Annotated in this window: 14 protein-coding genes; 13 read left to right on the top strand and 1 reads right to left on the bottom strand. The window is 61.9% G+C overall.

Going from position 1 to position 13,834, the window contains the following annotated elements; translation table 11 throughout:
* Positions 1-477 precede the first annotated feature (477 nt).
* The 5 genes from BLS48_RS35725 (at position 478) to BLS48_RS21695 (ending at position 3,189) form a co-directional block, all read left to right on the top strand.
* A complete protein-coding gene (locus BLS48_RS35725) occupies positions 478-648 on the top strand; it encodes a hypothetical protein (protein ID WP_167365181.1) in 171 nt (56 codons plus the stop codon).
* Between the two features lie 68 nt (positions 649-716).
* Complete coding sequence (locus BLS48_RS36270; protein ID WP_244529746.1) at positions 717-908, top strand: proline racemase family protein; 192 nt, start codon at positions 717-719, stop codon at positions 906-908.
* A gap of 58 nt (positions 909-966) precedes the next feature.
* Positions 967-2,007, top strand: coding sequence for a proline racemase family protein (locus BLS48_RS21705; protein ID WP_091581875.1), 1,041 nt, complete (start codon positions 967-969; stop codon positions 2,005-2,007).
* Between the two features lie 26 nt (positions 2,008-2,033).
* Complete coding sequence (locus BLS48_RS21700) at positions 2,034-2,216, top strand: hypothetical protein (RefSeq protein ID WP_091581873.1); 183 nt, start codon at positions 2,034-2,036, stop codon at positions 2,214-2,216.
* Positions 2,200-3,189, top strand: coding sequence for a GlxA family transcriptional regulator (locus BLS48_RS21695; RefSeq protein ID WP_091581870.1), 990 nt, complete (start codon positions 2,200-2,202; stop codon positions 3,187-3,189). Before BLS48_RS21700 ends, BLS48_RS21695 begins: the two co-directional genes overlap by 17 nt.
* A gap of 36 nt (positions 3,190-3,225) precedes the next feature.
* On the opposite strand, the gene BLS48_RS36265 is transcribed toward BLS48_RS21695, so the two are convergent.
* On the bottom strand, positions 3,226-3,732 hold the full coding sequence (locus BLS48_RS36265) for a hypothetical protein (protein WP_091582100.1): 507 nt from the start codon (positions 3,730-3,732) through the stop codon (positions 3,226-3,228).
* A 614-nt stretch (positions 3,733-4,346) separates the two neighbouring features.
* Here BLS48_RS36265 and BLS48_RS21685 point away from each other — a divergent pair.
* The 8 genes from BLS48_RS21685 to BLS48_RS21650 all read left to right on the top strand — a co-directional run bounded on the left by BLS48_RS21685 (position 4,347) and on the right by BLS48_RS21650 (position 13,824).
* Positions 4,347-5,999 (top strand): ABC transporter ATP-binding protein, encoded by a 1,653-nt coding sequence (locus BLS48_RS21685; RefSeq protein ID WP_091581867.1) that lies wholly within the window; start codon positions 4,347-4,349, stop codon positions 5,997-5,999.
* 265 nt (positions 6,000-6,264) lie between these two features.
* The gene (locus BLS48_RS21680) at positions 6,265-6,753 is read left to right on the top strand and encodes a MarR family winged helix-turn-helix transcriptional regulator (protein WP_091581864.1); all 489 of its coding nucleotides are present in this window, start codon (positions 6,265-6,267) and stop codon (positions 6,751-6,753) included.
* Positions 6,750-7,469: an SDR family NAD(P)-dependent oxidoreductase gene (locus BLS48_RS21675; protein ID WP_167365180.1), complete on the top strand. Its 720-nt coding sequence runs from the start codon at positions 6,750-6,752 to the stop codon at positions 7,467-7,469. Before BLS48_RS21680 ends, BLS48_RS21675 begins: the two co-directional genes overlap by 4 nt.
* A 2-nt stretch (positions 7,470-7,471) precedes the next feature.
* Positions 7,472-8,803: an NAD(P)/FAD-dependent oxidoreductase gene (locus tag BLS48_RS21670; RefSeq protein WP_091581859.1), complete on the top strand. Its 1,332-nt coding sequence runs from the start codon at positions 7,472-7,474 to the stop codon at positions 8,801-8,803.
* A 59-nt stretch (positions 8,804-8,862) separates the two neighbouring features.
* Positions 8,863-10,533, top strand: a complete 1,671-nt coding sequence (locus tag BLS48_RS21665) for a peptide ABC transporter substrate-binding protein (RefSeq protein ID WP_091581856.1) — start codon at positions 8,863-8,865, stop codon at positions 10,531-10,533.
* A gap of 107 nt (positions 10,534-10,640) precedes the next feature.
* Positions 10,641-11,591 carry an ABC transporter permease gene (locus tag BLS48_RS21660; protein WP_091581854.1) on the top strand — a complete coding sequence of 317 codons (951 nt, stop codon included), beginning with the start codon at positions 10,641-10,643 and terminating at the stop codon, positions 11,589-11,591.
* Positions 11,592-11,602: 11 nt separating this feature from the next.
* A complete protein-coding gene (locus BLS48_RS21655; RefSeq protein WP_091581851.1) occupies positions 11,603-12,490 on the top strand; it encodes an ABC transporter permease in 888 nt (295 codons plus the stop codon).
* 11 nt (positions 12,491-12,501) lie between these two features.
* A complete protein-coding gene (locus tag BLS48_RS21650; protein WP_091581848.1) occupies positions 12,502-13,824 on the top strand; it encodes an NAD(P)/FAD-dependent oxidoreductase in 1,323 nt (440 codons plus the stop codon).
* Positions 13,825-13,834: the final 10 nt, after the last annotated feature.

Here is a 13,834-nt window from a genome sequence, read left to right as displayed (position 1 = left end):
GCGCTTGCATGAGCGTCGGCCGGCATCAGTGTCTTCGATACCAAAGCGATAGCTGATTTCTGGCCCGGGCGGCCAAAGCCGATCTCCTTGGCGCAATCAGCGAAGCCACTTCTTGAACCTAGCGGCTTTGTTCCGCACGAATGCCGCGGCTGCCGCATCGCACGCCTTTCGCGATGGTCCATTCGCGGCGATGATGAACTTGGCGTCTCTCAGCGTGAGATCGTGCTTCTTTGCAAAGTGGATTGCTCCATAAGGCTCGTCTTGGGGTATGCCTCCGATCGTATGGGCCATTTGTGCCTCGCATGACGGATAACGGCTCGGTTTCGTACATCAACCTTCGACGACAGGCGATGGTTCCGATCAGATATGAACCTCCAGCTACCAAGGGTAGCACCTTGATGTTCGAAGATTTTTGACTTGAGACAATCCAGCTGCCCGAGGCGACGCTTCGGGCAAAGGCAAGGGAGCGTCCCAGCGGTGGCCTACACGGTGATTTGGTACGGGAAAACGGGCATCGTTGAAAAGACGCCGTTCGATGCCGAGAAAGCAGCACGAGATCACGCATTGGCGACATTTCTTGTTCGAAAGCAGAACGACGTCCGCAAGGACGACGGCACGGTCGTATTCAGTCAAGCAGGAGGCAGCTAGGTTCCGGCGCGGCTCCTGAGCTGACATTCGGGCGTCCACTACCAGAGCCTCTGGCCCACAATGCATGGATGCAAGAGTTCGCCGACAGTCGGTGGCTCCTGGCTGGCTTCAATCGATTGTGCTCATTGGGTATCGGAGGCATACCGGCCGTTGTTCCCACCCTCTCAGGTACCAGTTGGATTTATGGGCTTAACACGATCGTATTGGACAACGATGATCCTTTCCCGGAAGGTTTCACCGTAGTTGACATCTGGGCCTGAACTTCGGGACTCGCCGCTCGTTTCACCGCGAAGGCATTGCAATCGACAAGGAACAACAATGCGTACGAAAGCCTCCATTCGTGTCGTCGGCTGCCATGCCGAAGGTGAAATCGGCGACGTCATCGTCGGTGGCGTCCTGCCGCCGGCGGGCCGCACGATGATGGACAAGATGATCACGATGGAACGTGATCACGACCATATAAGGCGGATGCTGATCTGCGAACCACGCGGCAGCGTTGCTCGCCACGTCAATCTGCTTGTTCCATCGACCCGCGAGGATTGCGTCGCCGGTGCCATCATCATGGAGCCGACGGAATATCCTCCGATGTCCGGTTCGAACACGATCTGCGTTGCCACCGTGCTGCTCGAGACCGGCATGGTGCCGATGCAGGAGCCCGAGACACGTTTCAAGCTCGATATGCCGGGTGGCGTCATCGAGGTGCGCGCCAAATGCCGCGACGGCAAATGCCTGTCGATCACCTTCCGTAACGCGCCCGCCTTTGTCGATCGCCTGGACGCCAACATCGAGGTCGAAGGGCTCGGCACGCTTACGGTCGATATCGCCTATGGCGGCATGTTCTATGCGATCGTCGATGCCAAGGCACTCGGCTTTTCGATCGCCCCCGACGAGGCTCGCGAACTGGCGGTGGCCGGCGAGAAGGTCCGCCGGGCCGCGCGCGAACAGCTCGATGTCGTCCATCCCGAATTCGACCATGTGCGCGGCGTGTCGATCGTGCAGTTCGCCATGCCGTTCCAGGGCCCGGGCAATGTCACCCGCAACACCTGCATCGTCTCGCCGGGCCGCTCCGACCGTAGCCCTACCGGAACCGGCACGTCGGCCCGCATGGCCGTGCTGCAGGCACGAGGCTTGATGGGCGTTGGCGACGTCTTGATCCACGAATCGATCATCGGCTCCCGCTTCACCGGCAGGATCGTGGAGCTGACGCAGATCGGCGACCGCAAGGCGATCGTTCCGGAGATCACCGGCCGGGCCTGGATCACAGGCGAGCACAGCTACTATCTCGATCCGACGGATCCATACCCGCAGGGCTACGTGCTGTCCGATACCTGGGGCACCTCCACCTCGGTGAAGCAGTAGGGCATCGACGGCAGGGCTGTGCGACGATGGCAAAGGGTGAGGTGTTTGTGGATTGCCGGCGGACGACGATCGATTGTATCGGCGAACTGATGCAGCAGATCGCCGCGGGTGCGATCACTCGTTCCATATTGCTTACGGGCACCGCGACATCGTCAGGTGCTGTCGGTAAGATAAGCACAGAGGCAGGCGGCGATGAAATCAGCCAATGACGTTCCGGAGATCGATCGATTGAAGATCGGCTTTATCCTCGCTCGTTCCTTCACCCTTTCCGCATTCGCCCTGTTCGTCGACACGCTCAGATTGGCGAGCGACGAGACCGACAAATCCGGCAGGGTTTTCGCTGACTGGCAGCTCCTGGCAAGCACCCGGAACCTGATCACCTCCAGTTGCGGGGTCCAGGTTGCGCCGACATCCGATTTCGTGGACCCGGGCGAGTTCAACTATATCGTCGTCGTGGGTGGGCTGCTGAACAGTGAATTCCCGGTCGACGGCGAGACCGTCAGCTATCTCAAACGGGCGGCCGCTGCGAAGGTCCCCTTGATTGGGGTCTGTACGGGAACGTTCATCCTGGCCGAAGCTGGCCTGATGAAGCACCATCAGACTTGCGTCAGCTGGCTCCACTTTCAGGCTTTCCGCGAGCGCTTCCCGGATCACGCGGTCAGGGCGGACCGTCTGTTCAATCTTGATCGTTTCAGGGGATCATGTGCCGGCGGCAGCAGCGCGGCGGACATGGCGGCGTCGATCGTCAGACGCCATATCAGCAGGGAGGCCGAGACAAACGCACTCGAAGTGCTGCAGATCGAGAAGGCGCGCTCGGCGTCGGACATCCAGCCGCGCAGGCCGCTTTCCATCGAGAGCCACGATCCCAGGCTCAAGGCGGCGCTCATCATCATGGAGAACCACATTGAGCATACAATCTCCATTCCCAGGCTGGCGGCGCTGGTTGGAATATCCCGAAGGCAACTCGAGCGCCTCTTCATGGAGAAAACAAACAGTTCTCCGGCACTTGTCTACACGAGGGTGCGTCTGGAGCGGGCAAAGCACCTGCTGATGCAGACCCGGGCTCCGATGATCGAGATCGCCATCGAGGTCGGGTTTGAAAACGCCTCGCATTTTTCGAGGCTCTTCCGCCAGACCTATGGCCAACCGCCCAGCAAGTTCAGATCGGCGGTTTCGAACTGACTTGCCTGCATTTTCCAGAATCAGATGCTTCTTTGATCATTGCCTTATGAACGCACCCGTGTAGGTCTGGCCGGCAAGCGAATAGGTTCCGGCCAGGGTTCCGTCGGGCATCATCATGAAACTGACGTCCGCGCCGTTCGGGAGGCGCCCAAGCTTCAACACAGTCCCCACAATTCTCCCAGCACCGGCGGCTTCCCCAGGATTGTTGTCGCCCAGATTTCCCCACGCATAGGTGACCGTCACATTCCCGCGCGAAGAAACTGATTGAACAGCCAGCTCGGCCTCATAGGTACCTTCCAATCGTCCGGCCCACAGGCCCGAAAAAGCAGCGTACTTTTTTGGAACATCCTTCGCGGGAGGAGTGATTGTCGCGGATTGATCCAAGATTGCCGAGCCGGGGGATACAGCGGCAGCATCCAACCCAGTTTGGGAAGGAATGGTGGCAGGGTTCATCGCGGGTTCGAGAGCGGGATGCGGCGCTTCCGGGGCCGATTGACATGCGGCGAGCGTGAGTGTCGCGAGAACAAGCATCGTGTTGCGCATCAAATACCCACTTCGTTCCCCCAAGGCAGGAACGAACATTTGAGGCCCCAGCGTCCGCCCTCAGCTTCGAACCCGCATTGCCGACCGCTTCATCAGGGTCGGCAACAGTCTATCTCCAATCATGACCTGTCGAAAGCCCGCCATTCCGCAGGGAGGACGCCTTTGGCCAATACATCGTAGCTGGAACAGCTCCGTGCGTCGCGCTCATCCGAGGCCGAAAAAGCTCAATATCGCTATCACGATGACCATCGCTCCAACGAGGCAGCGGTTGCGCTTGCCTGCCCCGGTGCGCCGTCCCAGGCTGACGACGAGCGGTCATGCAAAATAGTGGCGGTGGCAGCGCAGCTCTCCGGGAAGGACCGACTGCGAGAAGGCGATATCGCCATAAGGCCCGGCGCCGCCAAGCCGCAGGAAGGCGCTGGAAGAGAAGTGGAATTTCGAAGGCAGTTGCGCAGCTAGTGGATGCGTTCGTCTCTGCCTGTTCCAGACCGCATGTATTACGCGACTTGGGACGTCGGCTAGCCGACGAATGAAATGGCCGTCGGGGCTTGCGCTGACGGTAGGTAGTGCGGCTAGTATGCGCAGCCCGATCACCGGATTTCGAAAGGCCAGAAATGTCGCCGAACGAAACGACACTCCGCGCGCCGAGTCAGCAAATAGTTCTCTCGGTTCAAAATCTGACCGTCTGCCTGCCAAAGAACATGGAGCGTGAGAACGCGGTCGAAAACATATCCTTCGACATGCGGAAGGGTGAGATGCTCTGCATCGTCGGCGAATCCGGCTCCGGCAAGTCGGTCACCGCGAATGCGATCATGGGCCTGCTTCCGTCTTCGGTGCGGATTGCGCAGGGAAGCATCCGGTTCAAGGGCCACGATCTCGCCAGCGCCGGGGAAGACGTGATGCGCAGCCTGCGTGGCCGTTCGGTCTCGATCATCTTCCAGGATCCGCTGTCGGCGCTCAATCCGCTGATGACTGTCGGCCAGCAGGTGGCGGAGGTCATGGAAGCACACCGGTCCGGCACCTCGGCGACCCGCGCCAAGGCGGTTGTCGACCTGCTCGGCGAAGTCGGCCTGCCGGAGCCGGAGGTTCTGCGCCACCAGTATCCGTTCCAGCTCTCCGGCGGGCAACGCCAGCGCGTCATGATCGCCATGGCGCTCGCGCTCGAGCCCGATCTTTTGATCGCCGACGAGCCGACGACAGCTCTCGATGTCACCACCCAGGCGCAGATCCTTGCCCTGATCCGGCGGCTGCAACGCGAAAAGAACATGAGCGTCATGTTCATCACGCACGATTTTGGCGTCGTCGCGGAAATCGCCGATCGCGTCATCGTCATGGAGAAAGGCGCGATGGTCGAACAAGGCGCCGTCGCCGACGTGCTGGGCAATCCAAGCCACCCCTACACCAAGCGGCTGATCGCCGCCGTCCCGCATATGATCGAGAGCGAAACGAAGGCGCGTGAGGATACTCCGATCGTGCTGGAGGTGCAGAAACTCGACAAGACATATCGGCCGGGCATCGGCTTCTTCTCGCGGTCCCGCATCGTGCATGCCGTCAAGCAGGTCAGCTTCGAGGTTCGCCAGGGCAGAACACTCGGCATCGTCGGCGAGTCCGGCTCGGGGAAATCGTCGCTGGGCCGCGTCCTGCTGAAACTCCTGGACAGCGACGGAGGCAGCATCCTGTTCGACGGCAAGGATATCGCCGCGCTTTCTGACTCCGAGTTCCGGCCGATGCGGCCGCACATCCAGATGATCTTCCAGGATCCGTTCGCTTCGCTCAATCCGCGCCAGACGATCGCCAAGATCCTCACCGTCGGCCCGATGGCGCATGGTCTGTCCGCCTCCGCCAAGGAAGCGCGCGCGAAGGCGCTGCAACTGCTGCGTCTGGTCGGCCTCGACGAGGGTGCCTACGACCGCTTTCCGCACGAATTCTCTGGCGGCCAGCGTCAGCGGATCGGCATTGCACGGGCTCTGATGATGGATCCCAAGGTCCTGGTCGCCGACGAAGCGGTCTCAGCCCTCGATGTCTCCATCCAGGCGCAGATCCTCGATCTGCTGGCCAGCATCCAGAAGGAAATGAAGATCGCCATGATCTTCATCACGCACGACCTGAGGGTGGCAAGCCGCATCTGCGACGAGATCCTGGTGATGAACCGCGGCGAAGTCGTGGAGTGCGGGTCGCCTTCGCAGATATTCCGGTCGCCACGTCACCCCTATACGAGGCAACTGATCTCCGCCATTCCCGGCAAGGCATGGGTGCCGGCCGCTTGAGCCGCCGGCGACGCTGAAGACCCCTTCCCTGAACGATGAATGATCGTGCCCAAGGGCGCGGCCGCACGCCTGTTCCTAGATCAGGACGCCGATGCGCGCCGCGCCGGGCTTGCCGCCGAGCAGAATAGTTGCGTTTGTCCACTAAAAGTAGTTGCATTTATCCACTATCCGCTCAATCATGCCCTGGAAAGACCCTCGACAACCCCAGATGGGGTTGCGGCGATCTCGATGAAGGCCGTCCACGACAGCCTCTGGAGAGTGTTCGATGCCGGTGAAGAAAAAAGGTCCGCCTTATCCCGTCGAGACAGTCGGGCTGGATGTTCTTGAAGACACGTTGAGCTTCTACATCCGCAGCATCAACATAGCGCTTTCGCGCGATCTCGATGACCGCCTGGAAGGTCTCGATGTTGCCCGGGGGACGGGCAAGATCACCACCCTGCTCCTTGTCGACAGCCATCCAGGAATACGGCCCTCGGTCATCGCGCAGCTCATCATGCGCGATCGCTCCGCCATGGGCAGGCTGGTCGACCAGATGATCGATCACGAACTGATCACGCGTCAGGCCGCGCCGGATGACGGACGCGCACAGGAACTCCACATCACCCCGAAGGGCGCAGACCTCGCCCGCAAGGTGCGCAAGATCGCCACCAAGCAATCCAGTGATTTCTTCGCTGATGTGCCCGAGAAAGACCAGAAGCGTCTGCTGGACATATTGCGGCGCGTCTACCGCCGCACCGCGGGACTCGACCAATGACGAAACCCACGGGACGCCCGGCCGGCCGGCGTGTGGCACTCGTGTCTGGTGCCAGCCGCGGCATCGGTGCGGCTTGCGCCCGGCACCTGTTCGAAACGGGCTGGACATTGTCGCTGGGCATGCGCGACCCGGTGCGGCCCGACTGGGCCGATAGCGAGCGCGTCCGCGTGTTCCCCTACGATGCCACGGAGGCCGGCAGCGAACAGACGTGGGTCGACGGCACCATCGAGGCCTTCAAGCGTATCGACGCTGTTATCGCCAGCGCCGGCATCATGATTCCAAAGTCGGTCATCGACATCGACGACACTGATCTCGATCGCATGTTCGAGATCAACGTCAAGGCTCCGCGCCGTCTGGTCCGTGCCTCGTGGGCATCCCTTGCGGCCAGCCGCGCCGGCCGGGTGATCATTCTCGCCTCGTTGTCGGGCAAGCGGGTCAAGTCCGTGACAGCAGGTTCCTACTCGATCTCCAAGTTTGCCGCCGTCGCGCTCTCCCACGGCATCCGGCAAGCGGGGTGGGACCTCGGAATTCGGGCGACGGCAGTCTGTCCCGGTTTCGTCGCCACCGACATGGCCCGCGGCATCACCGATCGCGCCGATGCGCTGATGACCGATCCGGACGACCTCGCGCGCATCATCGGCTTGCTTCTCGATCTGCCCAACCATGCGAGCGTCGCGGAATTTTCCATCAATTGCCAGCTTGAGGAGTCGTACTGAGCATGCCCGGACCGTTCGTCGTCCCCGTTCATGGAGATACCGAGCTGCCAAAGGAGGTGGACTGCGTCGTCATCGGCGGCGGCATCATCGGCACCTCGACGGCATTGGAACTGGCCGAGCGAGGCTTGCGGGTCGCCCTGTGCGAAAAGGGTGGGATCGGACAGGAACAGTCCAGCCGCAACTGGGGCTGGGTTCGCATTTCCCGGCGGGATCCACGCGAGGTTCCGTTGATGGCGGAAGCCTTGCGGATATGGGCGAGGCTCTCCGAACGGACGGGACGAGACACCGGATATGCCCGGGCCGGAATCGTGTTCACCTGCGCGGACGACAAGGAATACGAACAGCACGAGCGCTGGGGACGCCATCTCGAAGGCTATCAGCTCGAGTCGCGAATGATCAGCCCGGGCGAATTGCGTGACCTCCTCCCCGGCTCCAATCTCGATGTCAAAGGAGCGCTCTACACGCCCGCCGACGGTCGCGCCGAGCCGCAGAAGGCGGCGCCCGCGATTGCCGAAGCCGCACGCGACCGCGGCGCCGCCATACTCACGGAATGTGCCGTGCGCGGCGTGGAGACGACCAACGGCGCCGTCTCGGGCGTGGTGACCGAACGTGGCTTCATTGCCTGCAAGGCGGTCGTCCTCGCCGGAGGGGCCTGGTCGAACCTGTTTTGCGGTACGCTTGGCCTCGACCTGCCGCAGTTGAAGGTCATGAACACGGTTCTTCGCACGACCCCTGTCGAGAACGGGCCGGACCAAGCCGTGTGGGCAAACAACTTCGCCATCCGCAAGCGCCAGGACGGTGGCTACACCGTCGCCTCCAGCATGAGCAATCTCGTCGACATCGTACCCAACTCCTTTCGCTATGCGCGCGATTTTCTTCCGGCCTGGAAGACAGAGTGGCGATCGCTTCAATTCCGCCTGGGGGGTCGTTTTCTTGACGAGGCAAAGATGCCGACCCGCTGGGCGATGGATGAGGCGAGCCCCTTCGAATACTGCCGCGTGCTCGATCCCAAGCCTTCCAGGAAAAGCTTGGAACGCGTCCTTGCAAATGCCCGCAAGGCATTTCCGGTTCTGGAAAAGGCACAGGTGGCGCAGCGTTGGGCCGGCTACATCGATGTCACGCCCGACGCCGTTCCCGTCATTTCCGCCGTCGACGGCGTGCCCGGCTTTCATGTGGCGACGGGTTTCTCCGGCCATGGTTTCGGTATCGGCCCCGCGGCAGGCAGGCTGATGGCGGATATCGTCACCGGGCGGCCGCCGATCGTCGATCCCATGGATTTTCGATGGTCGCGGTTTTCGGACGGATCGAAGGTCGCGCCGATCACTGGATTATAAGCGCTCCGACAAGAGAGCGTGACGCAGCGAAAGTGGAACACTATCAAGAGGAGCCTCCAATGTCAGACAAAAGCAGCAGCACTATCTTTCGACCGACGCGTCGTCAGGCGCTTGGAATGGCAATCGCCGGTGCCGCCGGCCTCACCATGCCCAACCTGGCGGGAGCAGGCAGGGCCCACGCGGCAACCCCGCCGAGCGAACCCAAGGGACAGGTGATCGTTGGCTTTTCCCAGGAACCCACCGTCTTCAACCCGCATTTGCCCCACATCGAGGTCGACGAAGGCATTCATTTCAGCGTCTTCGATCCTCTGTTTGGTGTCGATCCCAAGGGCAATTTCTTCCCCGGGCTGGCCAAGGAAGTGCCGACCGTCGAAAACGGCGGCATCTCGGCCGACGGGCTCGAGTGGCACGTCAAGCTGCGCGACGACGTGAAGTGGCATGACGGACAGCCGTTCACCGCCGAGGACGTCAAGTTCACGCTCGAACTGCTGGTCGACCCGAAGTTTCGCAGCTGGCGGCGCGCCGGCCACGAACTTGTCCAAGACCTGACTGTCGTCTCGCCAACCGAGATCAAGTGGAAGATGAAGGAGCCTTACGCGCCCTACCCGTCGATCCTGGCCGCGACCTTCATCGTTCCCAAGCATGTGCTCGGCGCCGCCGAGGACAAGAACACCGCGCCGTTCAACAACGCCCCGATCGGGACCGGCCCGTTCAAATGGGTGGAACGCATGGCGGGCGATCATATCGAACTGGCCGCCAATACCGACTACTTCGGCGACGGTCCCTACCTGAAGAGCCTGATCTATAAATACATTCCGGATCTGACGGTACTCTACACCCAGTTCAAGACCGGTGACATCGACGTCATCGGACTGCAGTGGATCACTGCCGACCACTATGAGGAAGCCAAGGCATTGAGCGGAACGTCGGTCGCCGTCATACCCGCCGCCACGGTCGAATCGCTCAGCTTCAACATGGAGCGCCCCCAGTTCAAGGAACTCGCCGTCCGCCAGGCGCTGTACCATGCGCTGGACAAGAAGACGATCATCGACGCCCTCTACTATGGGCTGCCGGCCCCGACTGAAACCTACATGCCGCAGCAGTCCTTCTACTACAATCCCGATTTGCCGAAGCAGGAATACGACCTGGACAAGGCAAAGAAACTGCTCGACGACGCGGGGTGGCTCCCCGGCGCGGACGGCATCCGCGTCAAGGACGGTGTCCGCCTCTCCTTCAAGAACTCGACCACTGCGGGCAATCACATCCGCGAACAGGCGCAGCAGTTCATCCAGCAATCGTATCGCGACATCGGCGTCGAGGTGGTGATCTCCAACCTGCCGCCGGCCGTGATGTGGGGCGACTACTGGATGAAGTCGGAATTCGATTCCGTCGTCGTCGGCATCAACTTCCTGACGGGCTCCGATCCCGACACTTCGGACTACCTCAGCTCGAAGTCGGTTCCCGCCAAGGGTGGCGCCGGCCAGAATACCTGGCAGTATGCCAGCCCCGAGGTGGACAAGCTGCTCGAGGCCGGCGGTGTCGAATTCGTGCCGGAGAAACGCAAGCAGGCCTACCTGAAAATCCAGGAGACCGTCCGCAACGACCTGCCGTTCCTGCCGATGTTCCAATACGCGACGGTCCGCGGACACAAGTCCGGTGTCGAAGGCGTCGAGCCTAACATCAATGTGCGCATCGACTCCTGGGACGTGGCCGCCTGGTACTGGGCGTAGCCGCGCAAACGAGGCCGGGCCGGCAATGACCGGCTCGGCCCGCATGGCCGACAAGGCGCCTTTGGCGCGACTGTATCCGACGGACATCCAAAACGGAGACAACCGGCATGCTTCGCTATCTGCTGGGACGCTTCTGGCAAAGTCTTGTCCTGCTCCTGCTGGTTTCGGTGATTGGCTTTGCCGTCCTGAACCTGGCACCGGGCGGACCGCTCTCGCAGTTCAGCTTGACGCCCGGGATGACGCAGGCCGATCTCGACCGCATCGCCTCGCAAATGGGGCTCGATCGACCTCTTCCCGTCCAGTACCTCGACTGGCTGGCACATCTGCTTCGCGGCGACTGGGGGCGCTCCTACCGGGACGGCAGGCCCGTGCTCGACATAATCTGGGAGCACCTTGTCGCGACATTGCTGCTGATGGGTGTATCGACCGCGATCGCCATCCTTGTCGGCACCTGGATCGGTGTCCTGGGCGCGCTCAGGCGATACTCGATCTTCGACTACGCGGCGACGGTCGGCGCGATGATTGCGCTGTCGATCCCAACCTTCTGGTTCGGGTTGATCGCGATCTACATCTTCTCGCTGCGGCTCAGGTGGCTGCCGGCCGGCAACATGTACACCATCGGCAATGGCTCGTTCGGCGACTACGCGATCCATCTCATCATGCCGAGCATCGTTCTTGCGCTGGTCAATGTCGCCGTGTGGAGCCGCTACATGCGCACCGCGACGCTCGACGTCATCAGTCAGGATTTCGTGCGAACGGCCCGGGCCAAGGGGCTGAGTTCCCGACGCGTGTTGATCCGCCACATCCTCGGAAACGCCCTGCTGCCGATGATCACCCTGCTGGGGCTGCAACTGCCGACAATACTGGGTGGCGCGCTGGTGACGGAAACGGTCTTTACCTGGCCCGGCATGGGACGGCTGTTCCTCGATAGTCTCGGCTACAGCGACTACCCCGTTGTTATGGGTCTGCTGATGATGTCAGCGGTCCTCGTCCTGGCCGGCAATCTGGCCGCCGACCTCACTGTGGCATTCGTCGATCCGCGCATTCGATTGAGCTGAGGAACGAAGCAATGACCCAGTCGGATTTCCTTATCTCCACCCACGCCAGGCAACGCTGGTGGCATAGCCGCGCCGTACGCCGATTTGCCCGTCATCGACTGGCGATGTTCGGCCTGGTGATGATCATCGTGCTGGTGCTGACCTGCGTCTTCGGGCCCTTGCTGCTGCCCTTTGACGATCTCTACATCGACCTGCGTGGCCGGTTCTCGCCACCGTTCACGGGTTATCATTTCTTCGGCACCGATCCGCTTGGCCGTGACATCGCGGCGCGCCTCTTCATGGCCGGCCGCATTTCGCTCCTGGTCGGCTTCGCCGCGATGGTTATCAGCACGGTCTTCGGCACCGTACTCGGGATCGCCGCCGGCTTCTTCGGCGGCCGCATCGGCACGGTGCTGATGCGTTTCGTCGACGCGACGCTGTCCTTCCCCAACATCTTCCTGCTGCTGGCGATGGCGGCCTTCATCAAACCCAGCCCGATCATGATCACGCTGATCATCGCGGCAACGAGCTGGATGGAAATCGCTCGCATCGTCGAGGCGGAAGTGCGTTCGCTGCGCGAACGCGACTTCATCGTCGCCGCCCGCATGCTCGGGCTCAGCAACAGCCACATCATGTTTCGCGAGCTGTTGCCCAATGCGATCGGCCCGATCATCGTCGCGGCCACGCTTACCGTTGCCCGCGCCATCCTTCTGGAAGCCTATGTCAGCTTCCTCGGCTACGGCATCCAGCCTCCGCTGCCGAGCTGGGGCAACATGCTGAACGGTGCCCAGCAATATCTCGACAGCGCGCCGTGGCTGGCAATCGTTCCTGGTGCCGCCATCACCCTGGCGGTCACCAGTTTCAACTTTATCGGCGACGGGTTGCGCGATGCGCTCGACGCACGAAGCGACATGCTGTGAGGCCGCCCGGAATGGCAAGGTTTTCACCGTTTGAAGTCTCGCTCTGGTATGCGACCGCGCCGCCGCCGCCAGAGACCAGCCCGCTGCAAGGACGCAGGCGGGCGGACGTCTGCATCGTCGGCGGCGGCTACACCGGGTTGACCACCGCGCTCGATCTCGCCCGTGACGGCATAGATGTGGTTCTGCTCGAAGCCCAGGAGATCGGCTTCGGCGGCTCGGGCCGCAATGCAGGCCACTGCACGCCAACCTTCACCCACTATAGCCTGCCCGAACTGCGTGCCATGCTGGGCGAACCGTGGGCCGAAAGGCTGATCGCCCGGCAGACAGGGGCAAACAGACAAGTCGCGGGGATGATAGAGCGCTACGGCATCGATTGCGAATGGCAACAGAACGGCTACGTCATGGGCGCGCTGACGCCAGGCGCGGTCGCCAAGCTGGAGGCAAAGGCGCAGCAGTACAATGCGGTCGGCGCCAAGACGCGGGTGCTCGACAAACAGGCGACCGAGGAAATGACCGGCAGCCCGCGATACCATGGCGGCTGGTTTCATTCCGAGGCCGGTCACCTCAATCCACTGGGATACGCAAGAGGCCTGGCCCGCGCCGTTATGCAGGAAGGTGGCACAATCCACACGGGGTCTCCGGTCCGCGACGTCGTGCGGCAGGATGGTGCCTGGGCAGTGCACGCCGGCGAAGGAACCGTTGTCGCCGACAAGGTCATCTTTGCGACCGGCGCCTACACCGTCGACGGATGGCCCGGCCTCGACCGGACCTACAAGATCCAGAAGGTGTTCGTTGCCGCCACTCAGCCGCTGACCGCCAGCGAGCGCCAAACCATCCTGCCACGCAACACCACGATGCATGACGGCCGCGGCGACATCTTCGTCTACAAGTACAATGCAGAGGGACGCATCGTCGCCTCGATGTTCCCGATGGGCCGCCGCGGACGGGACATGGCCTTCACACACCGCCTCATGTCCGATCGCCTGCGCTGGCTTCATCCGCAGCTCGGCAGCGACTTGAAATGGGAGTATTTCTGGTTCGGCGAGTTGGACATGCAGAAGCGTACCATCCCGCGATTCTATCAACTCGCGCCGGGCGTCGTCGCGCTGACGGGGTTATCCGGTCGCGGCGTGCCGACCGGAAGCATGCTCGGCGGCATAATCGGCGAATGGGCGAAGGGGGTCCCGGAAAAAGACCTGTCGCTGAAGCTCGAGCCACTTCGGCGGGCACCCTTCTTCATGTCCTTCGCTCCCGCCGCCATGTTGCGATACTATCGCGTCTCGGACTGGTTGCGGGCAAAGGCTAGCGGGTCTCAACTTCCACCTCACGCCTAGCCATGATCGA

Origin of the sequence: Mesorhizobium qingshengii (assembly GCF_900103325.1) — a bacterium.
Classification (GTDB): Bacteria; Pseudomonadota; Alphaproteobacteria; order Rhizobiales; family Rhizobiaceae; genus Mesorhizobium; species Mesorhizobium qingshengii.
The sequence above is the reverse complement of the archived record's forward strand: the minus strand, read 5'-3'. Positions and strand labels throughout refer to the sequence as shown.

Excerpts from the sequence above, each read along its gene's own strand:
- BLS48_RS36265 (WP_091582100.1), bottom strand. The coding sequence starts at position 3,732 with ATGCGCAACACGATGCTTGTTCTCGCGACACTCACGCTCGCCGCATGT.
- BLS48_RS21705 (WP_091581875.1), top strand. The coding sequence starts at position 967 with ATGCGTACGAAAGCCTCCATTCGTGTCGTCGGCTGCCATGCCGAAGGT.
- BLS48_RS36270 (WP_244529746.1), top strand. The coding sequence starts at position 717 with ATGCAAGAGTTCGCCGACAGTCGGTGGCTCCTGGCTGGCTTCAATCGA.
- BLS48_RS21700 (WP_091581873.1), top strand. The coding sequence starts at position 2,034 with ATGGCAAAGGGTGAGGTGTTTGTGGATTGCCGGCGGACGACGATCGAT.
- BLS48_RS21680 (WP_091581864.1), top strand. The coding sequence starts at position 6,265 with ATGCCGGTGAAGAAAAAAGGTCCGCCTTATCCCGTCGAGACAGTCGGG.
- BLS48_RS21675 (WP_167365180.1), top strand. The coding sequence starts at position 6,750 with ATGACGAAACCCACGGGACGCCCGGCCGGCCGGCGTGTGGCACTCGTG.
- BLS48_RS21695 (WP_091581870.1), top strand. The coding sequence starts at position 2,200 with ATGAAATCAGCCAATGACGTTCCGGAGATCGATCGATTGAAGATCGGC.
- BLS48_RS21660 (WP_091581854.1), top strand. The coding sequence starts at position 10,641 with ATGCTTCGCTATCTGCTGGGACGCTTCTGGCAAAGTCTTGTCCTGCTC.
- BLS48_RS21670 (WP_091581859.1), top strand. The coding sequence starts at position 7,472 with ATGCCCGGACCGTTCGTCGTCCCCGTTCATGGAGATACCGAGCTGCCA.
- BLS48_RS21655 (WP_091581851.1), top strand. The coding sequence starts at position 11,603 with ATGACCCAGTCGGATTTCCTTATCTCCACCCACGCCAGGCAACGCTGG.
- BLS48_RS21685 (WP_091581867.1), top strand. The coding sequence starts at position 4,347 with ATGTCGCCGAACGAAACGACACTCCGCGCGCCGAGTCAGCAAATAGTT.
- BLS48_RS21665 (WP_091581856.1), top strand. The coding sequence starts at position 8,863 with ATGTCAGACAAAAGCAGCAGCACTATCTTTCGACCGACGCGTCGTCAG.
- BLS48_RS21650 (WP_091581848.1), top strand. The coding sequence starts at position 12,502 with ATGGCAAGGTTTTCACCGTTTGAAGTCTCGCTCTGGTATGCGACCGCG.